We start from the raw sequence: 24,751 nt of genomic DNA on the forward strand, positions 1-24,751 counted from the left end.
CGGCCTGGGGCCCGTCGGACTCCGGCCGGACGAACTCCGGCCGGACGAACTCCGGCTGGTCGAGCACGCGCAGCCAGCTGCCGTCGGGCTGGCGCCGGACCACCTGGGCGCGGGCGCCCGCGCCGTCCTTCGGCGGCGTCGACGTGAGCGCGATGTCCCCGCAGATCAGCGTCGGCAGCGGCGCCTCCGGCTCGAAGCGGGGCCGGTGGGCCAGCACCTCCTCCCACAGGGCGCGGATCGCCTCCCGCCCCACGGTGGTCCGGCCGGCCGGGTACGCCATCACCGCGTCCTGCGCGTAGAGCGCGGCGACACCGGCCGCGTCCCCGGCGTTGGAGCGCTCGACGAACAGGCGGGTGATGTCCTCGGGACGCATGGCCTTCTCGTACTCGTGCACGGTGTCCTCCTGCTGGTGCAGCCGGGATGGGCTCTTCGTGCTTCCAGGGTGGTCGCCCGCCAATCAGAAGTCCAACAGATGGATCTTCTGCGAGCTAGAATCCACAGTCATGGAACTGCGGCAGCTCGCCTACTTCATTGCCGTCGCCGACGAGCGGAACTTCACCCGCGCGGCCGAACGGGTGCACATCAGCCAGTCCGGTGTCAGCGCCCAGATCCGGCAGCTCGAACGGGAGCTGGGCGCCGAGCTGTTCGACCGGTCGGCCCGTACCGTGACGCTCACCGCCGCCGGCGAGGCCGCGCTCGGACCCGCCCGGGCGGCCCTCGCCGCGGCCGAGGCCGTCGGCCAGGCGGTCGGCGAGGTGACGGGCCTGCTCCGGGGCCGGATCACGGTCGGCATGGTCGTCGGCTGCACCGTCACCCCGCTCTTCGACGCCCTCGCCGCCTTCCACCGGGCCCATCCCGGTGTGGAGATCGCCCTGGTGGAGGACAACTCCGACCGGCTCGTCCAGGGCGTGCACGCCGGCACCGTCGACCTGGCCCTCATCGGGACGGCCACCGCCAACCCGGCCGGGCTGGAGGCGCTGACCATCGTCAGCGAGCGGCTCGTCGTCGCGGTCCCGCCCGGGCACCCCCTGGCCGGCCGGAGCCGGGTCGCCCTCCGCGACCTCGGCGCGCACCCGCTCGTGTGCATGCCGCCGGGCACGGGGCTGCGTACGGTGTTCGACCGGGCCTGCGCCGCGCAGGGGATCGAACCGGTGATCGCCCTGCAGGCCGGAGCCGCGGACGCGATCGCCGACCTCGCGGCCCGGGAACTCGGGGTCGCCGTGCTCAGCGAATCGATGGCCGGGGTCCACCGCGGCCGGCTCGTCGCCCGCGTCATCGACGACGTCGACACCCCGGCCCTGCTCTCCCTCGTCTGGCGCGGGACGCACGGCCCCGCCGTCCGCGAGCTCGTCACGCACGCCCGCCGGGCCTTCGCGGGCGGGCTACCGGCGCCGGCCGCGGCGGGAGATGATCCGGAGGACAACCGTGCCGCACCCACGGAGGACCAGTGACGTCGAACCCGATACGCCCCGCGGGCCCGCCCGCCGAACCGTGGGCCGGGCTGCCCGCCGAGGTGCCGGGCGGGCAGCCTGATGCGTTTCCCGGCGGGCCGGAGCTCTTCCGGCTCGACCCCGCGGTCGCCCACCTCAACCACGGCTCCTTCGGGGCGGTGCCCGTCCCCGTCGAAGAGGCACAGGCGGCCCTGCGTGCCGAGGCCCACGCCGATCCCGACGCCTTCTTCACCACCGTCTCCGACCGGCTCGCCGGAGCCCGTGCCCGGATCGCCGCACACCTCGGCGCCGACCCCGACGGCATCGCCTTCATCTCCAACGCCACCGAAGGCGCCAACCTCGCCCTCGACGCCGTCCCCTTCGCCGACGGCGACGAGATCCTGGTCACCGATCACGGCTACCGCACCGTCGTCGCGGCCGCCGCCCGCCGCGCCACGGTCACCACCGTCGCCCTGGACCCCCACCTGCCCGACGAGGACGCCGTACGCGAAACCGTGCTGGCCGCCCTGACGCCCCGCACCCGCGTTGCCCTCCTCGACCACGTCAGCTCGCCCACCGCCCGCCTGATCGCGAGCCCCCGGCTCCTCGCCGACCTGCGGGAACGCGGGGTCATCAGCATCGTCGACGGGGCGCACGCCCCCGGCATGCTCGCCGACCCGCTCGCCGGCGGCGCCGACTTCTGGTTCGGCAACCTCCACAAATGGGGCTACGCCCCCTCAGGCACCGCGGTCCTCGCCGTCGCCCCGCAGCACCGCCACCGGATCCGGGCCCTCGTACCGTCCTGGGAGGACCAGCACGGATTCCCCCGGTCCGTCGAGTACCGCGCCACCGCCGACTACACCGGCTGGCTCGCTGCCCCCGAGGGCCTGGACCTCCAGGACCGCCTCGGCGCGGACCGGGTACGCGCCCACAACAGCGCCCTCGCCGCCCACGGCGCGGCGCTGCTCGCCCGGATCCCCGGCCTGACCCCGCTCCCGCACACCGCCGGGATCGCCATGCGCACCCTGCGCCTGCCGCCCGGCGTCGCCGAGACCCAGGACGCCGCCACCGCGCTGCGCGAGGACATCGCGGCGCGCCGGCGCGTCCGCGTGCTCATCTGGCCCTGGCCGGGCGGCGGCGGCATCCGCGTCTGCGGGCAGATCTACAACCGGCCCGAGGAGTACGAACGCCTCGCCGCGGCCCTGCCCGGCTACCTCGACTGACGCCGGCCGGGCGGCCGGCCGCACCGGCCGCGGTCGCGTCAGCCGCGCCGCAGCAGGTACGTGTCCATGATCCAGCCCTTGCGGGCGCGGGCCTCGGTCCGCAGCTCCTCGATCCGCCCGGAGACCTCCGCCAGCTTCCCCGAGACCAGGATCTCGTCCGGGGTGCCCACGTAGGCCCCCCAGTAGATGAAGAGGTCCTGGTCCAGGTGGGCGGTGAAGGCGTGCCGCGCGTCCAGCATCACCACCACGTCGTCCACGTCGTCCGGCCAGCCCTCCGCGAGGCGCCGCCCGGTGGTGATCTGGACCGGCCGCCCGACCCGGTTCAGGTTGGTGCGGTGCCGCGCCAGCAGCGCCGAGACACTGCTGATGCCCGGGACGACCTCGTGCTCGAAGGCCACCCGGCCGCGCTCCAGCACCTCGTCGAGGATCGCGAGCGTGGAGTCGTAGAGGGAGGGATCGCCCCACACCAGGAACGCCCCGGTCTCACCCTCCGCCAGGTCTTCCGCGATGAACCGCTCGAAGAGCTCGGCCCGCGCGCTGCGCCAGCCGTCCACCGTGGGCGTGTAGTCGGCGGGGGTCCGGTCCCGGTCCGGATCCCGGCCCTCCACCAGCCGGTGGCCGGGGCGGGCGTGCTCGTCGAGCATCGCGCGCCGCAGCCCGGTCAGGTCCGCCTTCTCCTCACCCTTCTCCAGGATGAGGAATGCGTCCGCCGCGCCGATCGCCTTGACCGCCTGGAGGGTCAGGTGGTCCGGGTCGCCCGCGCCTATGCCGATCACTGAGAACTTCTTCACCCGGCTATTGTGCCCATCATGCGCGTCGCCCTGTTCGTCACCTGCGTCAACGACGCGCTGTACCCGCGCACGGGCATCGCCGTCGTACGCCTCCTGGAGCGCCTCGGCGTCACCGTGGACTTCCCCGCGGCCCAGAGCTGCTGCGGGCAGCCGCAGTACAACACGGGCTACAGGCGCGAGGCCGAACCGCTGATGGCGCGCACGGCGCGGGCCTTCGCCGGCTACGAGTACGTGGTCACCCCCTCCGGGTCGTGCGCCGCCATGATCCGCGAGCACTACCCGCGCATCGGCCGCAAGGCCGCGGCGGAGGGCCGGGGCGAGGAGCTCGCGGAGACCGCCCGCTCGCTGGCCCCGCGCGTGTACGAGCTGACCGAGTTCCTCGTCGACGTGCTCGGCGTGACCGACGTGGGCGCGTACTTCCCGCACACCGTCACCTACCACCCGTCCTGTCACGGCCTGCGGGGCCTGGGGCTGGGGGACCGGCCGCGGCGGCTGCTGGCCGCCGTCAAGGGCCTGGACCTCGTCGAACTGCCCGGTGCCGAGGAGTGCTGCGGCTTCGGCGGCACCTTCGCCGTCAAGAACCCCGACGTCTCGACCGCGATGGGCACCGACAAGATCGGCAGCGCGGCCGCGACGGGCGCCGAGGTGCTGTGCGGCGCCGACAACTCCTGCCTCGCCCACCTCGACGGCCTGCTGCGGCGCACCGGCTCCCCGGTCCGCGCCCTGCACCTCGCCGAGATCCTGGCCGCCACGGAGGAGGACCCCCTGCCATGACGGGGACGTACCTGGGCATGCCCGCCTTCCCCTCCGCCGCGCGCGAGGCCGTACGGGACGACGTGCTGCGCGCCAACCTCCGGCACGCCACGCACACCATCCGCGACAAGCGGGCCCGCGCGGTCGCCGAACTGGAGGACTGGGACCGGCTGCGCGCCGCCGGCAAGGCCGTCAAGGACCACACCCTGCGCCATCTCGACCGCTACCTCCTGCAGTTGGAGGCCTCGGTCACGGCGGCCGGCGGCACCGTCCACTGGGCGGCCGACGCCGACGAGGCCAACCGCATCGTGACGGACCTGGTGCGCGCCACCGGTGAACGCGAGGTCGTCAAGGTCAAGTCCATGGCCACCCAGGAGATCGGCCTCAACGAGGCCCTGGAGGCGGCCGGGATCGCCGCCTACGAGACCGACCTCGCCGAGCTCATCGTCCAGCTGGGCCACGACCGGCCCTCCCACATCCTGGTCCCCGCCATCCACCGCAACCGGGGTGAGATCCGCGACATCTTCCGTACGGAGATGGGCAGTTGGGGCCGCCCGGCGCCCGACGGGCTGGGCGACGACCCCCGGGAGCTGGCCGAAGCCGCCCGCCTGCACCTGCGGGAGAAGTTCCTGCGCGCCAAAGTCGCCGTGTCCGGGGCCAACTTCATGGTCGCCGAGACCGGCACGATGGTGGTCTTCGAGTCCGAGGGCAACGGCCGGATGTGCCTGACCCTGCCCGAGACCCTCATCTCGGTCGTCGGCGTGGAGAAGGTCGTCCCGACCTTCCGGGACCTGGAGGTCTTCCTCCAGACCCTGCCCCGCTCCTCGACGGCCGAGCGGATGAACCCGTACACGACCATGTGGACCGGCACCACCGACGGCGACGGGCCGTCCGTCTTCCACCTCGTCCTCCTCGACAACGGCCGCACCGACACCCTCGCCGACGAGGTGGGCCGCCAGGCCCTGCGCTGCATCCGCTGCTCCGCCTGCCTCAACGTCTGCCCGGTCTACGAGCGCGCCGGCGGCCACGCCTACGGATCCGTCTACCCGGGCCCCATCGGCGCCATCCTCAGCCCCCAACTGCGCGGCACCGGCAGCGAGATCGACGCCTCGCTGCCCTACGCCTCCACCCTGTGCGGGGCCTGCTACGAGGTCTGCCCGGTCGCCATCGACATCCCCGAGGTCCTCGTCCACCTGCGCGAACGGGTGGCCCAGGGCGGCCCGGTGACACGCGACGGCATCCGCGTGCGGATCCGCCCGGCGCACGGCCACACCGCCGAACGGGCCGCCATGCGCGCGGCCCGGCTGCTCCTGGACCGTCCGGGCGCTCTCCGCGCGGGGGAGCGGCTGCTGGCCCGGGCCCGCAGGCTGGCGCCCCGCAGGCTGCCCGGACCGGGCCGGGCCTGGACCGACACCCGCGAACTGCCACCCGTACCGGCGCAGTCCTTCCGCGACTGGTGGACGACCCGAGAACGGGAGACCCCGCAGTGACCAGCAGGGACCGCATCCTGGCCCGCATCCGCCGCGCCGTGCCCGACCCGGGGCCGGACGTGGCGGTCCCCCGGGACTACCTCCGGGTCCACGGCGCCCGCACCCCGGCCGAGAGCGCCGACCTCCTCGCCGCCAACCTGGCCGAATACCGCGCGAAGGTCCACCGCACCGACGAGGACGGCCTCCCCGGGCTGCTGGCCCGGCTCCTCTCCGAGCGGGGCTCCGCGACGGTCCTCGTCCCGCCCGCCCTGCCCCCGCACTGGCTCGCGGACGCCCACCCGGCCCGCGTACCCGACCGCGCCGCCTCCACCCCGTACGAACTCGACGCCGTCGACAGCGTCGTGACCGGCTGCGCCCTGGCCATCGCCGAGACCGGCACGATCGTCCTCGACGGCGGCCCGGAGCAGGGGCGCCGCCGCATCACCCTCGTCCCGGACCACCACATCTGTGTGGTCCGTGTCCCCGGCCAGGTGGTGGACTCGGTCCCCCAGGCGCTCGAACGCCTCGACCCAACCCGCCCCCTGACCTGGATCTCCGGCCCCTCGGCCACCAGCGACATCGAACTCGACCGCGTGGAGGGCGTCCACGGCCCCCGCACCCTGGAGGTGATCCTCCTCGGCGCACAATAGGGGCATGCCCTCCCACATCGCCCTCACCGCCCTCGTGGTCCACGACTACGACGAGGCCGTCGACTTCTACACCCGCGCCCTCGGCTTCGAGCTCGCCGAGGACACGCCCCGCCCCGACGGCTCCCGCTGGGTCGTGGTCCGCCCGCCCGGCGCCACCGAGTCCGCCCTCCTCCTGGCCCGCGCCAAGGACGACGCCCAGCGCTCCCGCGTGGGCGACCAGACCGGCGGGCGCGTCGGCTTCTTCCTCTACACCGACGACTTCGCCCGCGACCACGCCCGGATGACCGCCGAGGGCGTCCGCTTCCTGGAGGAGCCCCGCCACGAGGCGTACGGCTCCGTCGCCGTCTTCGAGGACCTCTACGGAAACCGCTGGGACCTGCTCCAGCCCGCCGCGTAGGCCCTGGCCGGGTGGTCAGGCGGGGCCCGGCGGGCCGGTGAGCCCGGGCGCCTCGCCCGCGGCGTCGATCCCTTCGCCCGCCTCCACCCGGTGCGCGAGTGCCCGGGCCCAGCCGACCAGTCCGGCCACGTCGATCCCGTACGCACCGCCGCGCCCGGCCAGGCCGTCGGCCCCGCGCCGCAGCAGCCGCGCCCCGCCGACGGCGTTCCCGCGCGCGGCGTGCGTCAGCCCCACCGCGAGCTGCGCGAGCCCCCGCCAGAGCGGGGCCTCGTCCTGCGGCCCCGACTTCCAGGCGTCCTCGAACACCTCGTGCGCGTGGAACGGCATCCCGGCGTCCAGCAGCCGCTGCGCCTCCCGCACGGTCTCGGCCCCCGACCGCACCACCCCCTCGGGCTGCCGCTCGACCCCCGGCGCCCCGTAGGGCAACGGCCGCCCCAGCCCGTCCCGCGGCCGCGCACTGCGCGCCCGCCCCTCAACGTCCCGATCCCGTGCGTTCACCAGGCCATCCTCCCCCCTCGCCGATCACCGGTGCATGCGCACCCCTCGGCGTGGGGTAATGTTCTGCATGTGCCGCAGGGACGGGGAAAACCCGGTCGAAAGACAGCCCAGGCACAACGGGACGTGGCGCAGCTTGGTAGCGCACTTGACTGGGGGTCAAGGGGTCGCAGGTTCAAATCCTGTCGTCCCGACTCTGCTTTTCGCAGGTCGGAGGCCGTTCTCTCACACATGAGAGGACGGCCTTTTCCGTGCCCGGAATGCTGGTGATCGCAGTGTGGTCGCACGCCCGCTTTGGGGTTGGTTGGCGGTGGGGTGGAAGCCGGTCGGGGCGGGGGAGCGGAGCCGGTTGAGGGCTTCGCGGAGGTGCTGGATGTGGTCGCGTGGTGGTCGCAGCCGTTCCAGCCAGGCTCGCCGGTCGTTTCGTTTCTGGGCCCGGGTGAGGGTGTAGTCGATGGTGTCGACGGCTTCGCGGGCGGCTTGTTGGGTGAGGTGGCTGTAGATGTTGGCGGTGGTCGACAGGGTGGAGTGCCGCAGGGTCTTGGAGACCACGGTGAGGGGGACGCCGGCGGTGATGGTGATCGTGGCGGCCAGGTGCCGCAGGTCGTGAACGGTCACCTGGGGTACGCCGGCCTCTTTGGAGAGTTGCCGGAGCCGGTCGAGGACGGTGTGGGGTCGCAGGGGTCGGCCGTCGGGTCTGCAGAAGACGAGTCCGGTGAATGGATCGCTGGGGTCGCTGTGGCGGCGGGCCCTTGACCGGGCCCGGTGCTCGAGTGCAGTGGCAACGCGGGGTGAGAGGGCGACCCAGTTCCGACTGGTACGGGTCTTGGGCGTGGTGATGACGAGGTGGTTGTTGTCGATCGCGGAGAGCGTGCAACGTACGTAGAGGACACGTTCGGCCAGGTGGACGTCGTCCCAGTGCAGACCGAGGGCCTCTCCTTTGCGCATGCCGGTGCCGATGAGGAATTCGAATAGGTCGGCCATGTCCGGGTCTGCCTGATGGCAGTGCTGGAGGAAGCGGATGGCCTCGTCGGCGGTCCAGATCCGGCGCTCGGGTGACGGTGGCCGGTGAAGTGCCGGGGGGCTGGCGGGGTTGTGGGCGAGGCGGTGTTGGCGGACTGCGTCACCGAGGGCGCTGGAGAGGGTGGCCAGGCAGCGGTAGAGGGTGGTCTCGCCGCGGCCTGCGGCGAGCTCGCCGGTGACGAACGCGGCGATGTGACGGTGCCCGAGCTCGTCCAGCTTCAGGGTCCCGAAGGCCGGGACGAGGTCGTTGTGGACGTAGTCCCGGTAACGCGCCACGGTGGTCGGCTTGAGCACGAGCGCCTTGGCGGCGAGCCAGGCGGTCAGGTAGTCGTCGACGCTCTGGTTCGGGTCGGCGTTGAACCCGCCGGCCTCGCCCTCCAGGAACCTCCGCAGCGCCCCCTTGGCCGCGTCGTGGCTGCGGAATCCGCCACGGCGGACGGTCGTCCGGCGGCGCGGTGCCGGGACGTCGACGGCGAACGTCCACGTCCCGTGGTCACCGTCAGCGACCAGGCGGGCAGTGTGCTCCGAGCTGGTGATGCAGTGTGTCCCGGCAGCCACATCGGCGGTAGATGCGGCCGCGGTCGGCGGTGGTGCGCATGGGGATCGCCTCCAGGAGGCGGAGGAAGGGCCGACACGTCCAGTCTCGTGCGACCACATGCGACCACCACGATCCTCATACCGGCCGTGACCAGTGCGTTTCCCTTGTCCGGGCGCCAAGGGACGTCGACTTCCAGACTGCGAGCAGATCGCGGTTGGGGAATGGCTCACCAGGTGAAATGGCGGTTCGGGAGCGTGGTCCGGGGGCGAGCTGAATTTTGGTCCTGACCGGTCAGGCATATGGTCCCGCGGACCGTCTTGGGCCGGTGCGGCGAGGTTCAGCTGCTCTCCTGTGAAGGCCCGTAGTCACGGCGGGCCGGCCCGCCCAGGCCGACGAGGTATTGCATGGTTCGCGGCATTGCGGCGAAGGCCCAATAGAGGGCAGGCAGAATACGTGGAATGTCGATGATGTCCCGTGGATTGACGATGGAGGTGGCGATGGCGGCGGCGATCTGCTGGGGGGAGCTGATCGGCGTGAAGTCCGCGAAGCGCGGCAGTCGTGAAGAGGGGACGTGCTCACCGAAGAACTGGGTGCCGGCGATGACTCCTGGCCTGACCAGGGTGGCTCGAATGGGTGTGCCTTTGAGTTCGAGTTGCAGAACGCGCATGTACGCCTCAAGGGCTGCCTTGGACGCCGCGTACGCGGCAGAGGGGCCTTTGACGTAGATGCGGCCGGCGGAGGATCCAATGGTGATGATGTGGCCGCGACGGGCGGCCTCCATGAGGGGATACACGGCTTTTACGCCGTATACCGTGGCGTCATAAGCGGTCTGCATGGTCAGCTTCGCATCATCGACGGTCATCTCCGCCACGTCGAGCCAGCGAATGAATGCCGCATTGTTGACTAGTACGTCGATGCGTCCGGTGGCGGTATGTGCCGTGCGAATCCACTCTTCGAGGTCGGCCCTGTCGGTCACGTCTGTCTGGTGGAGTACGACGGCATCACGGTAGGGGCGCTCTGCCAACTCGGCGCGGGTGGCGGCGAGATTGGCGGGGGAGACGTCGCACCCCCATACGGTGGCACCGGTGCGGGCCAGCGTATGGACCAGGGCGCGACCCACGCCCGAGCCGGCCCCCGTCACCAGACAGGTCCAGCCCGCGGGGGAGTTGCGGCCGATGGGCATGAGTCAGCCTCCGTGGCGAAGAGGAGAGGACGGAACGGGACCCAGGCGCAGGGGCGCGTCGACGGTGGCGCGCAGGGCCGGCGAGTGGAAGGCAGCTGCTGCGGAGCGTCGGGACAGGGGAGGCAGGGTGTCCGCCCAGCCGAGGATGTCGAGCGTTGCCGGACGGATTCGGCCGCGTGCGCTGAAGGTGCTGAGGAGCAAGGTGTCACCGAGCGTCCCGAACCCGCGCATCTTCAGGGGCAGCGTCAGGCCGCGGGAGCGGGAGGCGAACGACAGCGCGGCGATGTCTCCGGTGCGGTCGCTGATGTGCACCGTGGTGTCCGATGTCCACGAGAACTCGGCCAGCTTCTTGGGCAGGCCCCAGATCTCCCGTCCCCCGCGCAGGGAGAGTTCGTCGTCGACCCAGATCCGGTGGACCCACAGACCCGGCCGACGGCCGTGGAACCGCAGGGAGGCAAGGGCGAACTCGTCGTAGCTGAGGTCTCCGCGGTAGCGGATCAGCAGCACCGCGAGCATCCTCGGAAGGGGCAGCCGCCTGGGAAGGGGGCAGGGCAGCTGGTGCGCCGTGGGGAACAGGCCGCACCACAGGGTGGCGGTGGAGCGCCATGGCGGTGGCGGGTATTTCCCGTCACCTGTCCCGGACCGGCTGTTGTCCATCGGATGCCTTTCAGCGGGCTGGTTCGCGTCTGGGCCCTCGTCTCGGATGTTCAGAGAGCGCCCTTCTGCCTACCCGCCCTCCATCTGAGTCAGTCTGGGCATCTCCGGACTGGCGGGAAAGGTGCGGCCACCACCGGCCGCACACCGGAATCGGCGACCGCATCCTTGCCGGCCGCGGCTGAAACACGGGTGCTGGGGCGAGGCCGATTCCTTGCTGGACGGGTGATGGGGGCGGAGCAATAGTGGACGTCGCTGACGCCGTCCACCTGGAGGAATTCTTGGCGGGAAGGTTGACTGACGATGAGGCTCTGCCAGCGGGGTTCGATCCCCGGAACCGTGATCGGGATGACATCTACGGTGCGTTGGCGCGGCTTGACGAACGGGGCCGTGTCTTTCACTCTCCTCAGCTTCAGGCATGGTGTGTGACCGGGTACGACGACATCGCCGCGATCCTCCGCAACGACGAGGACTTCTCCGCTCGGGACCACAAGCCGCGTCCTTTGACGGACCTGCCCGCGGATGTGTCGGAGATGCTGAGTACCTGGAGCGGGGAGTCGGCTTCGCTGGGCGAGATGGACCCGCCGGAGCACACCCGGGTCCGATCCGTCATCAATGCGGGATTCACCCCAAGGGCGCTGAAGGCCGCCGAGGCCGATGTAAGAGCCGCAGCCGTGCAGCTGCTGCACCCCCTCGCCGGCGCCCCGGAGTTCGAGCTGATCACCGAATTCGCGCTGCCGTTCGCACTGACGGTGATCCTGCGTTTCCTCGGCATCCCCGACGAGCACCACCAGGCGTGTCTGCGCTGGTCCGACCACAAGGTCCAGCTCATGGTCGGCCGCGACCACACTCCCGAGCAGCTGCGGGAGTACGCCACGGGGCTGCGCGCCTTCGGCGAGTTCGCCAGAACGCTGACGGCGCAGCGGCTGTCCGATCCGGGCGACGACCTGATCAGCGCCATGCTGCACGAGAGCCCCCATGGGCACCGCTTGTCGCCGGACGAGGTGGCCGGGTTGATCCCGACCCTGATCATCACCGGCCACACCACCCTGGCGCAGGCACTGGCCATCATCGTGAGGCAGCAGCTGCGCTCGCCGGGAGGCTGGGCCGCGCTGGTCGACGGCACCGTGGCGGTTCCTGACCTCGTCGAGGAGGGCCTGCGGCTGGACTGTCCCGTCGTCGGCATGTACCGGACCGCAGTGCGGGAGGTGAGCGTCGCCGGCGTCGTGCTGCCCGCCGGGAGCAGGGTGCTCCTGCTGTACGGCGCCGGCAACCACGATCCCGGCCGGTACCCGGATCCGGACCGATGTCTGTCGGGAAGGTGGCCCGCGGCCCCGCATCTGGCGTTCGGCCGGGGCACGCACTACTGCGTGGGGGCCGCCCTCGCCCGGGCGGAGCTCCGGATCGCGCTGGAGGAGATGGCCGCCCGTCTCCCGACGCTGTCGGCGGTACCGGAAGCCACTCCCGTCTACCGGCCGACGTTCCCCTTACGGGCCTTGACGGCCCTCCGGGTGCGGCCATGACCGAGCCGCACGAGCGCCCCGACAACGTTCCGCACACGGCCGGGTCGCTGCCTGCCCCGTCCGACGGCCGCCTGCGCCCGTTCGATGCGGTGATCTTCGATGTCGACGACACACTGACCCTCGACAACTCGGCGGCCGAACTCCTGACGGCCCTCGGGATTCCCCTGCGACGGCTGGGCGAGCTGATCCGCGAGTCCGAGTCCGGGCGGATCAGCCAGGCCGTCGCCGACCAGCACCTGCTGGACCTGCTGACCTCCACCGGCCGGATTTCCCGTACAGCCGCCGAAACCGTGTTCTCCAAGATCAGGCTCCGACCCTCGGTCACACCGATGATCCGCACCGTTCAGCAGGCCGGGCTGCGGGTGGGGCTGATCTCCGCCTCGTTCAGCACCTATGTCGAGCACATGGCCGTGCGCCTGGGAGTCACGGACCGCTACAGCAACGTCCAACTCGGTTTCGACGACACCGGCGCCCTGATCTCGGTGGATTTCACGATCGACGCCGCCGGCCTCAAACACCGGCAGCTGCACGACTTCTGCGCTCGTCACCAACTGCGTCCCAGCCGGGTGCTGGTGGTGGGTGACAACGAGTACGACCTCCAGATGTTCGCCTGCACCGGGCACGGCGTACTCATGGCGTGCCCCCACAACACCGAGCTGCATCAGCACGCCTGGCGGGTCATCGAACGCATCGACGACCTGGCCGCCTTCACGGCCGCCCCGACACCGCGCCGTAATGACGCCCGCCCCCTTGCCTGAAGGCACCCTCCGCATCACTCCCGAAAGGTGACCCCGTGCGCGTTCGCCGCATACCGCCCCACCACCCCCTCTGGCAGGAGAATGCGCTCCCCACCGGCTGGCGTACCACGATGGATCGGCTCTCGACCTACGTGGTAGAACGCGTCGATCCCGATGGAGGCGTCCGCGACCCCTGCCAGAGCCGGGTACTGGAGTCCGCACTCGCACTGTCACTCCTGCGCGCCATGCCCGACCGGACCGACCCCGCCACGAGGATCACCGGGTACCTGCAGCGACGCCGCACCACCGCCCACCCGCTCGAACAGGTGCTCATCGCGGCAGCCTGCGGCAGCCCTGCCGACGGAAGGCAGTCACTCGACCTGGACACCTACATCACGCAGGCACCCGACTTCACGAGCCGGCGCAAGCGCGCCACCTTCGAGGCGCTGCTCATCGCCTGCGGCGCCGAGAGCGGCACGAAGTGGGTGCCGGACGAGACCTCCTTCTCCAACGCCGGACTCCACCCCTGGGCCGAAGCCCAGACCGCGGCCGTGAAGGTCATCTGGGCAACGGCACCGGGCGCACGGCATATCGTCGAACGCCGGGACATCGACCTGCTGCTGTCCACCCAGAACCGGAGCGAGATCTGGGAGGGCAACCTCCTGGTCCACCTGTCCGCCCTGCACGCCCTGCACCGGCTCGGCGGACACGAAGACATCGTCCGCAACGGAGTGGACACGCTCCTCGAGCACCAGCGCCGCGACGGCGGGATCCCCTTCTTCACCGATACGGACACCTGGTGCACCGCAACCGCGGGCGTGGCGCTCCTGGCCGCGGGCGCACCCGACGACCTCATCCACGCCATGGCCGACAACCTCGTCAGGCGGCAGAAGGCGAACGGCGGCTGGTCCGTGACCGATGGCGCCGAGGTCACGGACGTCGACGACACCTCGGTCGTACTCGAACTGCTCCAGACCCACGGCTCCTCCGGACACCGGCAGGCCATCGAACGCGGAACGAAGGCGTTGCTCGCCACCCGCGGCCCCGACGGGGGCTTTCCCACCTACGTGGCCGGCGCCCCTTCCGAGGCCTGCATGACCGCCGCCGCGATCAACGCGCTCTCCTGCCTGCCATCCCACGACCCCGCCGTGCTCAGCACCGCCCTGGAGTACCTCGCCGCCCAACAGCGCGCGGACGGCACCTTCCCTCCGGACTGGAGCTCCAGCCGGCTCCACACGATGTTCCGTTCCGTGCTGGCCGTCTCGCAGTCCGACGCACCGCACGCGCAAGAACTGAAATCACGGGCCCTGACACACATCCTGAACAGCCAGAACACCGACGGAGGCTGGGGCCAGCAACCGGCATCGACCAGTGACCCGGTCAGCACGGCCTACGCCGTGATCGCGCTGTGCCACCAGTCGGACCCGCGCCCGGTCGCCGCCGGGATCGAATACCTGATGGCCAGGCAGAACAGCGAAGGGAGCGTCGACTCGATCTCCGACTCCATCGGGCCACGCCCCTTCGTGTTCCGCATCCCCGTCCTCGGCGACATCTTCACCCTCATGGCCCTCGGCCACGTCTCCCACCGCGTGGCACCCCCGGCCATCCACACGGCACGGGACGGACAGGTTCCCGCCGCGGTTCGGGCAGGCGGTGCCTGAGAGCCACCCCCGGCGCCGTCGTGCCTGTTCGACGCATGGCCTCGTTAGCCCGGCATGATCAGAAAACTGCTCGCCCTCGTGGGCATGCTGTCGTGCGTCTTGGCGGCGTCCGCCCCGGCCGCCCAGGCGGTCGTGGGCGGCTCCGTGGCCTCGACCAAGGACCTGCCGTTCATGCTGATGCTGCTCGACGCACGAGGCACCCAGTTCTGCGGAGCTACCCTCGTCGCCCCGGACGCCGCCGTGACGGCCGCCCACTGCGTGGTGAACACAAAGGCATCGGCCCTCATTGTCGTAGCCGGCCGGGACGACAAGCGCACCAAGGCCGGTGCAGCGGTACGGGTCTCCCGGATCTGGATCCAGCCCGGCTTCAGCAACGTCGAGCAGGGCCGGGACGTCGCCGTGCTGCACCTTGCCACACCGCTGTCCACGTACGAGACCGCGCGCCTTCCTGCACCGGATGCCTCGTACGCGACCGGTACGCAAGGCACCATCGCGGGATGGGGTGACACCGCTCAGAGCAGTCGAACCCGCAGCTCGCACCTCAGGAAGGCTCAGGTCCCGATCGTCGCCCCCGACGATTGCGAAGAGTCCTATTCCCACTTCAACGCGGACAGCATGCTGTGCGCCGGGTACCAGGAAGGCGGAGTCGACACCTGCCAGGGCGACGAGGGCGGGCCGTTGCTCATCCAGGGCGTCCTCGTCGGCATCACGTCGTGGGGAGACGGCTGTGGCCGGCCCCGCAAGCCCGGGGTCTACACCCGCGTCAGCAGGTACAGCAGCGCCATCACCGACGACATCGCATCCCACTGACCCTCCGCCGGCGGCCATGCCCTTGGCCCTCGCAGGGGCACGGCCGGCCTGTTGGGCAAGGGGATCACCTCTCTGCGCCGCATGCGTTGGTGTCAGGTCTCGCGGCCGTTGAGGCCCTTTCGAGCTGGCTGTTGGCGAAATCCCAGTTCAGCCAGCACCCAGAAGACGTTCACGTAGTCTGGGCCGAGGGATCGAGTGACGGGAGAGGCCCTCGTGTCGATGCCCGGAGCGGTCTGCGCGTCTTGCCGCAGCCCGAGACTCCGGGCGCCCACCGTCGATCTCCTGAACGATGTGAGCGTGGTCCTCAAGAAGTGTGCGCAGGGCGTTAGCGCCAGCCCTTTCGATCCTGCGGCTTGAACGAACCGTTGACACCGTCCCCCCTCGAACTAGGCAACTGTCAGGATGTGGGCAGATGCTGACAGTGAGAGCTGGATCGGTTGACCCGCCGACGGCTGGTGGGCGTGGACTTGATGTGTGTATCAGCAGCGGTGATGTGGGGTTCAGGGGTTCTGCAGACGCGCTCGCGTCCCGGCGACCCTTTGCACCTGCCGGAGCTCTGTCACCGCCGCGGCGATGACGGCGGCGCAAGGGGTGGTCATTGTGTGACGCGTTGGATCGAAGCGGCGTCCACAACGTCCGTCGGCTCCGCCTCCGAGCCCTTGCCCGCGTCGAGTTAGTGCCAGGTGAGGGGAACGGCGGTGAGTGTGCGCAAGGTGGGGCTGGCTGTCCAGGCCAGCGTGTGCGGTGGGGTGGCGAGACGTAGGACCGGGTGTTCGAGGAGCAGGACGCGCAGAGCGGTGCTCAGTTGAAGGCGGGTGAGGTGGGCGCCGAGGCAGTGGTGGATACCGCGTCCGAAGCTGAGGTGGGGGCTGGGGTGCTGGGTGATGTCGAAGACGTCCGGTGTGGTGAAGGCGGCTGGGTCGCGGTTGACGGGCCCGAACGCCACGCACGTCGCGGGACCAGACGGGGACTGTCCGGTGCGGTCGCGGGCCATGCCGAGGGTGATGGCGGGGCTGTAGCGCAGGACTTCTTCCACTGCCCCGGACAGGGGGGCCTGGCCGGTTCGGACCAGGGTGAGCTGCTCGGGGTGCAGGAGGAGACACAGTAGGGCGGTGGCCAGCTGGGCTGCTGCCAGGTGTGCGCCGTCGAAGAACAGCGACGCGGCAAGCCCCCGCACCTCCCCACGCGTCAGTACCCCTCGGTCGTGGACGCCGAGCAGACCGCCCAGCACACCCACGCGCTGGCCGTCGCCGCCCAGCGCGTGGAGGATACCGGTGACGATGCGGTGCAGCTCAGTCTCGGCTGTTCGCTTCTGCTCGGGGCCGGCATCGGGGTCGGCGGCGCGCGCCCAGGACCAGCGGTACAGCCGCAGCCTGAACTCCTGGGGCACGCCCAGCAGGTCGCAGTGGATTCCGAAGGCGTAGGGCACGCAGAATCCGGCGACGGCGTCGAAGGGGCGGCCGCGAGCCAGGAGCCTGGCCGCCAACGCTTGGGCCCGCCGTTCGATGACGGGCTGATGTTGCCGCATCGACTTGGCGGCGAAGGCGCCGTTGATCAGAGCACGGATCCGGGTGTGCATGGGTGGGTCCAGCTGGGCGACCGACATCGTTGAGGCGGGGCCCTGCGCGAGATGCCCGGGGGAGAGGAGGCAGCGGGGATCGGTCAGGAGCCGCCGGGCCTCTGCATGATGCACTACCAGCCTGCGTCCGGGCGCTTCCGGTTCCGGGGAGCCGGCCCAAATGGACTGGTGGCGCGCCTGCAGGAAGACCGCGCCGTCACGACCCTGCACCGCACCCATTCGCCCCCCAGCCACTGCTGTTGCCCGTCCCGGTTTCCCGCCTGGCCGCACGGGCCGCATGGGCACACTGCCCGGGGCGCCGTCTGCCGACACTGCCGATAAGCCGGGCTCGTCAGTCCGTCGAGTGTCTGTCGGCGGCCGGCAGGCCGGGCCCGCGGTGGTCGGGTGGCTGGGCTGCGGGCGTTATGGCGTGGTGGAGGGCGTGGGCGAAGTCGCCGGTGGTGGGGTGGCGGTGGTCGGGGTCGTCGGCGAGGGCGGTGGCCAGGACCGCTGGCAGACGGGGCCATAGGGCGGTGGCAGCGCCCTCCAGGGGGAGAGGCGGTGTGCTGGGCAGGGGGCGGTCGGATTCGGGTATGGCGGGGATGTCGCGGTGGCGGTGGCCGGTGAGGTAGCGGTACAGCAGGGAGGCCAGACCGTACTGGTCGCTCGCCGGCGTCGGGACGAGCGGCAGGTGCTGTTGCGCCGCCCGGTACAGCTCGGGTGCGGCGTGAACCCAGGTCACCCTCCTGGGTAAGTCCTGAACCGGCCTGGGATCGTCGCGCACCAGCGAGGACTCGAAGTCGACGAAGTAGATCCGGCCGCCCTCGCCCATGAGGATGTTGCCGCCGTTGAGGTCGCCGTGGACCACACCGCCGACATGAAGCCCCGCGAGCGCCGTTGCCGTGGCGGGCAGCACCCGGCCCAGGGTACGCAGGTCGCTGCGCCTGGCCCGCTCACGTAGCGGCCGCCCGTCGACCCACTGGGTGACCAGATACCGTAGGGTGGCGGTGCGGCCGGCGAAGATCACCGCGGGAGCGGGGCCCCTGCCCGCGAGGTGGGTCAGGGAGCGGTACTCGTTGTCCAGCCGCCGGTGCAGGCCCCGTTCGGCGTCGAGGCAGACGGTCCGCACGCTCACTGGCTGCCCTTGGCCGTCCTCGGCCTCGTACACGCCCCGGCAGCCCTGGACACTCAGCCCGCGCCGCAGATGGAAGCGGCCGACCGAGTGCTCCAGCATCCGGTCGTCTCCCGCTTCGATCACTGCTGGTCGCACCGATGCCAGCCGCTAGAAGAGGCTGGAGTCGTCGGGGCCGTGGGACTTCGTGGGCTTCGACACGGGACTGGAGGAATGGGTGCTGCTGTTGCTCGGATCGTCGCTTCCGTCGTCGGCGGCGTTCGGTGAGGTATCGGCGGCCGGGTGCTCGTGGCCACTGGTCAGCGTCATGCGGTTCCTGCTCTCCTGGAAGCGGCCTGGGCCGGTACGTGGTTGTCGGGAGCGATCCCACCAGAATCACCCTCAGGACAGGCGCAGAATCATTTCCTCCCGCGTGCCAGCAGCACACCCGGCTCGGTCGGCCGTGCCGCACGCGGGACGGCGGGGGTGTGAAGTGGCATGTCTCCGGTGAGCTGTCCCGTCCCCGGGGCGGACGCGTGTCGCGTCCGGATGCCTGCTGGCCAGCGTGCCGGAGCCGCGGGCGCGCCGACCAGCAGGCGTGGAGTGCTCAGCGGCTGTCGCCGAGTTCCTGGTGCATCTGCGGCTGGTCGTCCTCGCCCTGGGTGAGGGCGAACTTCTGGACCTCGTTGAAGCCCTTGGAGGCGATGCCGACGATCTCCTTGTAGGGGTTGACGCCGGTGGCCTTCTTCGCGCCGCCGCCCAGGAGGCCGCCTCCGACGCCGCTGATCAGGTCGTTGCCGGCGGCGATCGGCTTGGCGGCGGCGTCCAGGACGCTCTTGGGCAGGCCGGCCATGTCGGCGTACTTGTCGCTCAGGGCGTGGCGGACCATCGCGATGAAGGCGTCGTGGACGCCCGGCGGGTAGAACTTCTTGTAGAAGTCGACAGCCTGTTTGGTCATGAAGACCCCGTCGTCGGTCTTCTTCCACTCCTTGTCGCGCTCGTGGTCCCAGAGAGCCTCGGCGAGGCTGGGGTCCTTGGGGAGCAGCCACTTGTCGGGGGTGCCGAGGTAGTGGTTGACGTAGTGCCAGGCGCACATGAAGCCCTTGGCGTCGTCCTTGGAGACATCGATGCCCAGGCGTTCCATGGCCTTGAGGATCTGGGTGGAGAAGATGATGGAGGCGCCGGCGGTGTACTTCTGGGAGACCGGCTCGCCCCACTTGGCGTAGTCCCACTCGCCGCTCTTCTTGTGGAGCTGGCGCACGGAGGCGTGGACGAGGCGGACCTTGGTGACGTTGGCGGCCAGGGTGCCGTCGCGCAGCGCGTTCTTGTTGCCCATGTCGAGGAACAGGCGCGAGGACTGCGACAGGCGGCGGCCGGGTCCTTCGACGCCGCCGAGGCGGCCGGTGGAGCGGAGGGTGAAGGCCCCGGTCGGGGAGAGGTAGGTGCCGATAAGGCCGACCGTGCCCTGGAGCATGGACACCTCGCCGTGGTGGTGCGCGAAGAAGCTCTCCGCGGCCTTGACGTCCGCCTCCGACCAGTCCGGCGGCGGGGCGGCCGCCTCCTTCAGGAACCCGGCCAGGCGCGGCGGGAGGGTGGACAGGTCCATCCCGGGCTTGAGGGTGCCGATGGTGCGGAACAGGGCGTTGACCCCGTCGATCTCCTTGTTGTCGATCAGGTCCGAGACGAGTGCGTCAGCCTTCGGATCTCCGACCTTGGCGGCTGCTTCCAGCTCTGCGTCGATCGTCGCAAGCGTCAAAGCCACAGAGGAACCTCTTTCGTTCGGGAAACCACAGGAGATGGGCACGGACAGTCGCAGAACGCGACGCGACGGGTCTGTCGACGCCCGTCATGCCGGCGGCGGCCCGTCCAGCGGCATCGTGGCGACGGCAGAGCAGCGGAAAGAACCCCCGGGCAGCGCGGGATCGTTTGCTCCTCACCCGAGTAGCCCACACCGCCCGAACCCTCACCCCTTTTCATCCGATCTGCGCCACCGGCAGCGGGGAGGAAGTCGCCTCCGCACCGCCTGGCATGAGTGGTCATCGCCCGCGGTCATGGGCTCTGACCTGGTAAAACGGTCCTGCTCCGCCGACCTCGCCCAGCCGGGTGATCTTTCAGGGCGCAGAAACGATCTCGGGGTCGTCAGGCCTGGATCGCCGTGCTGGTCTTGCCGCGGCGCCCTCTCGGCGAAGCAGCCGCCAGGGGTGTCCCCCCTCCCCTGGCAGACCCGAAAACGAGGAGTCGAGATGGGCAACACCTCCCGGTCGCGCGCCGCGGCCCGTACTGCCCTGGTCGTGTCGCTGGCCACGATGCTGGCGGGCACCGCGGCGACCAGTGCCAGCGCGGCCACCGTCGTGCCGGTCACCAATCCGGCGTTCATCCAGCCCTACGTCGATCCTGACAACGCCTCCTCGCTCCTGCGGGTCACCCTCGGCAGCAACGCGATCCCCGGCTGGCGCGTCGTACTCGGCAGCGTCGACGTGTTCGGCCGCGCCGCCTCCCGCACTCCCGACGGGTCACAGGCCATCGACCTCGGCGGCAGCGAGCGCGGAGGCATCGAGCAGACCATCGCGACCGAGAAGGACGCAGAAGAACAGGTCACCTTCAAGACGAAGATCAACGACCACCCCGACTGCGTCTCCGGTGCCCGCGACGTCGTCCAGGAGTTCCGCGTCCAGTTCGCCGCCGACCCCGAGCACGCCGAGCACTTCGACCTCGGCAGCATCACCAAGCCGGCCCGCAGCAGCACCTGGACCCTTCGCCGCGCCACCCTGTGGGGCACCGACCGCTTCAGCCGCCTGCAGTTCATCTCCGACACCAACCACGCCTGCGGCCCCCTCATCACCGACATCAAGGTCGTCGAAAGGCCCTGACGTCCAGCCCCCCGACCGCACACCCAAGCCCACGCTGCGTCGCCAGCGGGCAGGTGGTCTTGTTTACCGCAGCTCGGGCACTACTCGACCTCGAGGAGTGCAGCCCGAGGAGTGCTTGACGTCAGGGTGAGCGACTGTCCCTGGCCTGCCGACAGGCCAGGGACAGTCGCTCACTACAGCGCTGCGGACCCGGAAGCGGCCTCGAGGGAGCTGCGTTCCTTCACTTGTTGTTGTCGTCGAGGTGCTCGGGCAGGTCGACGAGTCCGTCCTGCACAGCAGGCGGGCAGAAGTCGTAACGCACATCCGACGGCTTCTTGGCGGTCGCAGGCTCGCTCGTCTCGCGCTCCGGCGTACGGGGCGCGTCCTGTGCGGCAGTCTTGTTCGGGCTTTTCTCCACCATGACCTGCTCCTTGTCCATCTCCTCAGTTCATCTGGGATGGGGAGCGCGCGCCTCTCCAAGCACGACGCACCCTTGCTCATGGTCGTCCTGTTGCGCCGCTTCGGCATCACGGGCGCTGGGGACCTGCGAGGATCACTTTCGCAACTGGCCCTGCACACGGCGGGCGGCCCCGGCCGACCGGCTGCGGCCCGCCGTCCGCGGTGGATGCGGCGGAGAGGGACCGGAGCAGCCGGACCCGGTGGTGATGCGGATCGTGCGGCTCGCGGGACTACTTCGAGTGGTCGATGACGTTGCCGTTCGAGCAGTTGTTGGTGTGGTCGCCCACCCACTCGCCGAGGAGGGGTGCGACGGCGACTTCCTGCAGACAGACGGCGGCAGCGGTGAAGTTCCAGTTGTTGGCCGCGTTCACGCCTGCGCCGAAGTTCGAATCGTTGTCGGCGTGCGCGGGGGCAGCCAGGGCGACGGTGGCGAGGGCCAGGGCGGTGGTGGTGATGATCTTCTTCATGCCCTGCCAACGATCGACCAGCCGGAGTGACACGGCGCGTCATTCCGTCGCGCGGTCTCCGTGCAGTCCCCGGATCGTTGGCGCTGGGCCCGGCCGCGGCCGGACACCGGCGAGGTACTTGCCGCAGGTCGCGTGGAGGCCCAGGTGTCCGGGCCGACTTCGCGGGTGCTTTCCCGGAGCGGAGGGCGCCGACTCTGCTGGCGCGGGCGCCACCATGGCCGCCCGGGCAACGGAAGGCATGTGGTGGCTGATCGTGGGGGTGGAGATTCTCTGTCCATCGGCGGGTGTCATTGCTCGGTCGTAAGCTCGCGAGGCAGGAGAAGGGGGCCTTACGTGCGCGACCGCATGCTGACAGCCGACGTACCGCTCGGGCCGTTCGAAAGGACTGAGATCACGGTCCACTCGGCCAAGGGGAAGAACGCGAAACTGCACGTCCGCAGGGAGTGTGGCCAACTGCGAACGTCCAACGTAATGACTACTGAGGTCCCGCTGAACGCGGCCGTCGTGGACAGATTCTGCTCCGGGTGCGCGGACTGGGGGCCGAGGGTCCGGCCGACGACGGGGCTGGGCATCTTCATGGGCGCACTCGGTGGAGCGGGACTGCTCCACCAACTGCAGGCCTATGCAGAGCCGGACGAGGACGTGTACTGGACCCAGGAAGAAGTACGAGCCGCCGCCGAGCTCCTGCGCGCGAAACCGGATCCGGAAGAGGATGACGACGACAGCCGGAGGGAGGCGCGCCGGGAAGCCGAGGAGCTCCAGGACCGGGTCTTGTCCCGCTGGCGTCATGCAGCCGAGAGCCTTTATCGGTCACAGGCTGTCATCGCTCATTTCCCATGGCTCACGGACTGGGCAAGGCCGAAGGTGGTCGTGAAGGAGAACTACCTCGCCACTCTGAGGGCGCAGGCGGCTCTCTTCGTGGATCCGGCAGGGCTTGTCGTCGCTGCTGCCGCTGCGGCACTGGAGGTGCCTCAGTTGCCGGCCGACGACCCGGCCTTCGCGGTGCTCGGCGACGGCAAGAAGATCTCCGCCGGGCTGAGCGCGCTCTGGAGGCGGTGGCAGTACGACGCCGAGCGAGGGTGGGAAGGACCGGACTCACGGGAGATCGTTCGCTACCACCTCGTACGGGACATCAGGTCCAACAAGAAGGGGCACGACGAAGCCCTGGCCGGTGCCGCCCGTCTGATTCGGTCCTGGGAGGAGAAAGCCCGGGCAGTAGCCGAGTCGACGGTCATGGAACCGACGCTGTTCATCACGGCACGTCTACCGGAGCGCGAGGAGGAGCCTGCGCGCCCGGGTGAGGGCGCGGCGGACGTCCTCGAGGGCATGGACCCGTGGACCACGGGCGTGCTGGTGACCTGGGCCGTCCATGCCGACTGGAGCCGCGGAATCCTGACTCTGAAGGTTCCCGCACTCGTTGCCGACCGGCTCCTCGCCATGTCGGGCGGCATCACCTGCGTCCCGGGCGGCACCGAAGACGCACCAATCGAGGCCGATGTCCGGGAGCAGGCCGATACCCTCCGCCCCGGGATCTTTGACGATTCCGAGGTCTTCGCCCGCCAGCCCGTCACGCTGGCGCACCTCCGGGCCCTGCGTGCCTACTCGTACGCGGCCGACCAGCTGTACATCGTCTTCTCGACGGGCGGCGGCGCCGAAGTCCTGTCTCTCGACGCCATCGAGCGGAGACTCGCCCAGGGCTGGACCGGGGTCATCGTGGCCAGCGCTTCGGACCTCCCGAACAGCGTGATCAGCCCGTGGGTCGAGCAGGTCGCCCTCGCGCCAGACACGTCAGACCCAAGCGACGCACGGCAGCCTGGGTTCGGCGGCGCCCTGAGCCTCACGGCCGGAGCCCAGGACGCGGTGCGCTGGCCACACGGGGACCGGGCCAAGGAGCACAACCTGCGCCTGCTCGCCATGGCACGCGGCGTCTCCGATCTGCGAACCCTCGACACGGGCCGCTCCGCCACCCTGCCCCCAGCCGTTTGGGAAGGCCTCCTCGCGCCTGCTCGGCTTGACCTCTCCCCGTTCCGCCCGCCCAACAGCGACCGCTGGCGCAGCGGCAGCGGTCTTCCCCTCGGCGTGCTGCGCCACGCTCAGATCTACACCACCAACGCGGACCCACGGCTGGAGGGCAAGGGACACTCGCCCCTGTGCCGGCACACACGGGAGCGGGGCGTTGTTGCGAGCGACGACCTCCTGACGGTGGCCGATCTGCTGGCCCGCGACGACTTCGACTGGTGCAGCAAGTGCGGCGGCTACGCCGTACGCCGGCTGACCGACACCCAGCTCTCGTACTACCGGGCAGCGCACAGCCTGCACGACATCACCAGGCAGCTGGACGACAGTCGGCCACACCGAGCTCCGGTCGACATCGAGGCTGTCGTCAACCATCTGGAAGAGCTCGCTGACTGGGAACCTGGGAGCCGCGAGGGCTGGGGTGTGGAAGGCCACTGGCCCTGGCGCGAGGCTGTCCGAGAGCAACGACGCCGAGCCGAGAAGCAGCGATCCGCTGATCCTTCCTGACCTCTTCTTCCTGGCTCCCCGCCCGCTTGCGAGCAGGCGGGGAGACACGCGGCACTGATGAGGATCCCCCCGGCCTCCGACCTGAAGTCAGAACCGAGCACGACATGACGAATCTCACCGCGAACCGAGAGCGTGTCACCAGGCTGTGCGCGGGCACCGGCAGGCTGCCGGGTAAGAGCCCGCCCGCCTTGCAGTGATCACGAACAGCTCGCGTACCTCACCGTCACCTCAGTGGTCTTGGGGACCAGTTGGGGACCATACGATGGAAGCGGTGGTGCACGAAGCACCTCTCTGTACACGGTCTGCGTCCCAGATAAGCGTGGTATATCCGTATAATCCGGCTAGGGGTCAAGGGTCATCCTGTCGTCCCGACCACGCGGAAACGCAGGACGGAGGCCGTTCTCTCACTGATGAGAGAACGGCCTTTCGTGCGTCCGCGGCCGGTTG

General features: G+C 70.5%; 23 protein-coding genes, 1 tRNA gene and 1 pseudogene. 13 read left to right on the forward strand and 12 right to left on the reverse strand.

The window, feature by feature from the left end; genetic code table 11:
- Positions 1-37 precede the first annotated feature (37 nt).
- Positions 38-394: pseudogene (locus ACFTXQ_RS11300) on the reverse strand (YybH family protein); the annotation flags it as partial.
- Between the two features lie 109 nt (positions 395-503).
- Here ACFTXQ_RS11300 and ACFTXQ_RS11305 point away from each other — a divergent pair.
- Positions 504-1,451 carry a LysR family transcriptional regulator gene (locus ACFTXQ_RS11305; RefSeq protein WP_382638554.1) on the forward strand — a complete coding sequence of 316 codons (948 nt, stop codon included), beginning with the start codon at positions 504-506 and terminating at the stop codon, positions 1,449-1,451.
- Positions 1,448-2,653: an aminotransferase class V-fold PLP-dependent enzyme gene (locus tag ACFTXQ_RS11310; protein ID WP_382638557.1), complete on the forward strand. Its 1,206-nt coding sequence runs from the start codon at positions 1,448-1,450 to the stop codon at positions 2,651-2,653. The genes ACFTXQ_RS11305 and ACFTXQ_RS11310 overlap by 4 nt, the downstream gene beginning before the upstream one ends.
- A 38-nt stretch (positions 2,654-2,691) precedes the next feature.
- Here the strand turns inward: ACFTXQ_RS11310 and cobF are convergent, their stop codons facing one another.
- Positions 2,692-3,444, reverse strand: coding sequence for a precorrin-6A synthase (deacetylating) (gene cobF / locus ACFTXQ_RS11315; RefSeq protein WP_382638560.1), 753 nt, complete (start codon positions 3,442-3,444; stop codon positions 2,692-2,694).
- Positions 3,445-3,462: 18 nt separating this feature from the next.
- On the opposite strand from cobF, the gene ACFTXQ_RS11320 reads away from it, so the two are divergent.
- The 4 genes from ACFTXQ_RS11320 to ACFTXQ_RS11335 are packed head-to-tail and all read left to right on the forward strand — an operon-like array spanning position 3,463 to position 6,713.
- Entirely contained in the window at positions 3,463-4,218 is a 756-nt protein-coding gene (locus tag ACFTXQ_RS11320; RefSeq protein WP_382638563.1) for a (Fe-S)-binding protein, read from the forward strand.
- Positions 4,215-5,687: a lactate utilization protein B gene (locus tag ACFTXQ_RS11325; RefSeq protein WP_382638566.1), complete on the forward strand. Its 1,473-nt coding sequence runs from the start codon at positions 4,215-4,217 to the stop codon at positions 5,685-5,687. The genes ACFTXQ_RS11320 and ACFTXQ_RS11325 overlap by 4 nt, the downstream gene beginning before the upstream one ends.
- Positions 5,684-6,316 carry a lactate utilization protein C gene (locus tag ACFTXQ_RS11330; RefSeq protein WP_382638569.1) on the forward strand — a complete coding sequence of 211 codons (633 nt, stop codon included), beginning with the start codon at positions 5,684-5,686 and terminating at the stop codon, positions 6,314-6,316. Before ACFTXQ_RS11325 ends, ACFTXQ_RS11330 begins: the two co-directional genes overlap by 4 nt.
- Before the next feature lie 4 nt (positions 6,317-6,320).
- A complete protein-coding gene (locus ACFTXQ_RS11335) occupies positions 6,321-6,713 on the forward strand; it encodes a VOC family protein (RefSeq protein ID WP_382638572.1) in 393 nt (130 codons plus the stop codon).
- A 15-nt stretch (positions 6,714-6,728) separates the two neighbouring features.
- Here ACFTXQ_RS11335 and ACFTXQ_RS11340 read toward each other — a convergent pair whose 3' ends face one another.
- The gene (locus ACFTXQ_RS11340; protein ID WP_382638889.1) at positions 6,729-7,214 is read right to left on the reverse strand and encodes a DUF309 domain-containing protein; all 486 of its coding nucleotides are present in this window, start codon (positions 7,212-7,214) and stop codon (positions 6,729-6,731) included.
- Between the two features lie 114 nt (positions 7,215-7,328).
- Here ACFTXQ_RS11340 and ACFTXQ_RS11345 point away from each other — a divergent pair.
- Positions 7,329-7,402, forward strand: a tRNA-Pro gene (locus ACFTXQ_RS11345).
- Between the two features lie 31 nt (positions 7,403-7,433).
- Here the strand turns inward: ACFTXQ_RS11345 and xerC are convergent.
- The 3 genes from xerC to ACFTXQ_RS11360 form a co-directional block, all read right to left on the reverse strand.
- A complete protein-coding gene (gene xerC, locus ACFTXQ_RS11350) occupies positions 7,434-8,789 on the reverse strand; it encodes a tyrosine recombinase XerC (RefSeq protein ID WP_382638575.1) in 1,356 nt (451 codons plus the stop codon).
- Between the two features lie 317 nt (positions 8,790-9,106).
- Positions 9,107-9,952 (reverse strand): SDR family NAD(P)-dependent oxidoreductase, encoded by an 846-nt coding sequence (locus tag ACFTXQ_RS11355; RefSeq protein ID WP_382638578.1) that lies wholly within the window; start codon positions 9,950-9,952, stop codon positions 9,107-9,109.
- A gap of 3 nt (positions 9,953-9,955) precedes the next feature.
- Positions 9,956-10,459 (reverse strand): acetoacetate decarboxylase family protein, encoded by a 504-nt coding sequence (locus ACFTXQ_RS11360; protein WP_382638581.1) that lies wholly within the window; start codon positions 10,457-10,459, stop codon positions 9,956-9,958.
- A 572-nt stretch (positions 10,460-11,031) separates the two neighbouring features.
- On the opposite strand from ACFTXQ_RS11360, the gene ACFTXQ_RS11365 reads away from it, so the two are divergent.
- The 4 genes from ACFTXQ_RS11365 to ACFTXQ_RS11380 are packed head-to-tail and all read left to right on the forward strand — an operon-like array spanning position 11,032 to position 15,337.
- Entirely contained in the window at positions 11,032-12,129 is a 1,098-nt protein-coding gene (locus ACFTXQ_RS11365; RefSeq protein WP_382638584.1) for a cytochrome P450, read from the forward strand.
- Positions 12,126-12,887, forward strand: coding sequence for an HAD family hydrolase (locus ACFTXQ_RS11370; protein WP_382638587.1), 762 nt, complete (start codon positions 12,126-12,128; stop codon positions 12,885-12,887). The genes ACFTXQ_RS11365 and ACFTXQ_RS11370 overlap by 4 nt, the downstream gene beginning before the upstream one ends.
- A gap of 35 nt (positions 12,888-12,922) precedes the next feature.
- Positions 12,923-14,527, forward strand: coding sequence for a prenyltransferase/squalene oxidase repeat-containing protein (locus ACFTXQ_RS11375; protein WP_382638589.1), 1,605 nt, complete (start codon positions 12,923-12,925; stop codon positions 14,525-14,527).
- A 54-nt stretch (positions 14,528-14,581) separates the two neighbouring features.
- Complete coding sequence (locus ACFTXQ_RS11380) at positions 14,582-15,337, forward strand: S1 family peptidase (protein WP_382638591.1); 756 nt, start codon at positions 14,582-14,584, stop codon at positions 15,335-15,337.
- A gap of 673 nt (positions 15,338-16,010) precedes the next feature.
- Here the strand turns inward: ACFTXQ_RS11380 and ACFTXQ_RS11385 are convergent.
- From ACFTXQ_RS11385 to ACFTXQ_RS11400, 4 genes are all read right to left on the reverse strand, one after another.
- A complete protein-coding gene (locus ACFTXQ_RS11385) occupies positions 16,011-16,916 on the reverse strand; it encodes a cytochrome P450 (RefSeq protein ID WP_382638594.1) in 906 nt (301 codons plus the stop codon).
- Between the two features lie 331 nt (positions 16,917-17,247).
- Positions 17,248-18,153 carry a serine/threonine protein kinase gene (locus ACFTXQ_RS11390; RefSeq protein WP_382638596.1) on the reverse strand — a complete coding sequence of 302 codons (906 nt, stop codon included), beginning with the start codon at positions 18,151-18,153 and terminating at the stop codon, positions 17,248-17,250.
- 24 nt (positions 18,154-18,177) lie between these two features.
- Positions 18,178-18,336, reverse strand: a complete 159-nt coding sequence (locus ACFTXQ_RS11395) for a hypothetical protein (RefSeq protein ID WP_382638598.1) — start codon at positions 18,334-18,336, stop codon at positions 18,178-18,180.
- A 277-nt stretch (positions 18,337-18,613) separates the two neighbouring features.
- The gene (locus ACFTXQ_RS11400) at positions 18,614-19,768 is read right to left on the reverse strand and encodes an oxygenase MpaB family protein (protein ID WP_382638601.1); all 1,155 of its coding nucleotides are present in this window, start codon (positions 19,766-19,768) and stop codon (positions 18,614-18,616) included.
- 481 nt (positions 19,769-20,249) lie between these two features.
- On the opposite strand from ACFTXQ_RS11400, the gene ACFTXQ_RS11405 reads away from it, so the two are divergent.
- Entirely contained in the window at positions 20,250-20,876 is a 627-nt protein-coding gene (locus tag ACFTXQ_RS11405) for a DUF642 domain-containing protein (protein WP_382638604.1), read from the forward strand.
- Between the two features lie 220 nt (positions 20,877-21,096).
- Here ACFTXQ_RS11405 and ACFTXQ_RS11410 read toward each other — a convergent pair whose 3' ends face one another.
- Positions 21,097-21,294 carry a hypothetical protein gene (locus ACFTXQ_RS11410; protein ID WP_382638606.1) on the reverse strand — a complete coding sequence of 66 codons (198 nt, stop codon included), beginning with the start codon at positions 21,292-21,294 and terminating at the stop codon, positions 21,097-21,099.
- 250 nt (positions 21,295-21,544) lie between these two features.
- Positions 21,545-21,781 (reverse strand): hypothetical protein, encoded by a 237-nt coding sequence (locus tag ACFTXQ_RS11415; protein ID WP_382638609.1) that lies wholly within the window; start codon positions 21,779-21,781, stop codon positions 21,545-21,547.
- A 333-nt stretch (positions 21,782-22,114) separates the two neighbouring features.
- Here ACFTXQ_RS11415 and ACFTXQ_RS11420 point away from each other — a divergent pair, with 333 nt between their 5' ends.
- Entirely contained in the window at positions 22,115-24,304 is a 2,190-nt protein-coding gene (locus ACFTXQ_RS11420) for a hypothetical protein (protein WP_382638611.1), read from the forward strand.
- The last annotated feature ends 447 nt before the right edge of the window (positions 24,305-24,751 follow it).

The sequence above is a fragment of the Streptomyces sp. NPDC057010 genome, from assembly GCF_042673805.1.
Taxonomy (GTDB): domain Bacteria; phylum Actinomycetota; class Actinomycetes; order Streptomycetales; family Streptomycetaceae; genus Streptomyces.

What these genes read in the sequence shown, in the direction of transcription:
- ACFTXQ_RS11305 (WP_382638554.1), top strand. Translation starts at nt 504, where the DNA reads ATGGAACTGCGGCAGCTCGCCTACTTCATTGCCGTCGCCGACGAGCGG.
- ACFTXQ_RS11320 (WP_382638563.1), top strand. Translation starts at nt 3,463, where the DNA reads ATGCGCGTCGCCCTGTTCGTCACCTGCGTCAACGACGCGCTGTACCCG.
- ACFTXQ_RS11325 (WP_382638566.1), top strand. Translation starts at nt 4,215, where the DNA reads ATGACGGGGACGTACCTGGGCATGCCCGCCTTCCCCTCCGCCGCGCGC.
- ACFTXQ_RS11335 (WP_382638572.1), top strand. Translation starts at nt 6,321, where the DNA reads ATGCCCTCCCACATCGCCCTCACCGCCCTCGTGGTCCACGACTACGAC.
- ACFTXQ_RS11355 (WP_382638578.1), bottom strand. Translation starts at nt 9,952, where the DNA reads ATGCCCATCGGCCGCAACTCCCCCGCGGGCTGGACCTGTCTGGTGACG.
- ACFTXQ_RS11370 (WP_382638587.1), top strand. Translation starts at nt 12,126, where the DNA reads ATGACCGAGCCGCACGAGCGCCCCGACAACGTTCCGCACACGGCCGGG.
- ACFTXQ_RS11380 (WP_382638591.1), top strand. Translation starts at nt 14,582, where the DNA reads ATGATCAGAAAACTGCTCGCCCTCGTGGGCATGCTGTCGTGCGTCTTG.
- ACFTXQ_RS11385 (WP_382638594.1), bottom strand. Translation starts at nt 16,916, where the DNA reads ATGCACACCCGGATCCGTGCTCTGATCAACGGCGCCTTCGCCGCCAAG.
- ACFTXQ_RS11395 (WP_382638598.1), bottom strand. Translation starts at nt 18,336, where the DNA reads ATGACGCTGACCAGTGGCCACGAGCACCCGGCCGCCGATACCTCACCG.
- ACFTXQ_RS11405 (WP_382638604.1), top strand. Translation starts at nt 20,250, where the DNA reads ATGGGCAACACCTCCCGGTCGCGCGCCGCGGCCCGTACTGCCCTGGTC.
- ACFTXQ_RS11410 (WP_382638606.1), bottom strand. Translation starts at nt 21,294, where the DNA reads ATGGACAAGGAGCAGGTCATGGTGGAGAAAAGCCCGAACAAGACTGCC.
- ACFTXQ_RS11415 (WP_382638609.1), bottom strand. Translation starts at nt 21,781, where the DNA reads ATGAAGAAGATCATCACCACCACCGCCCTGGCCCTCGCCACCGTCGCC.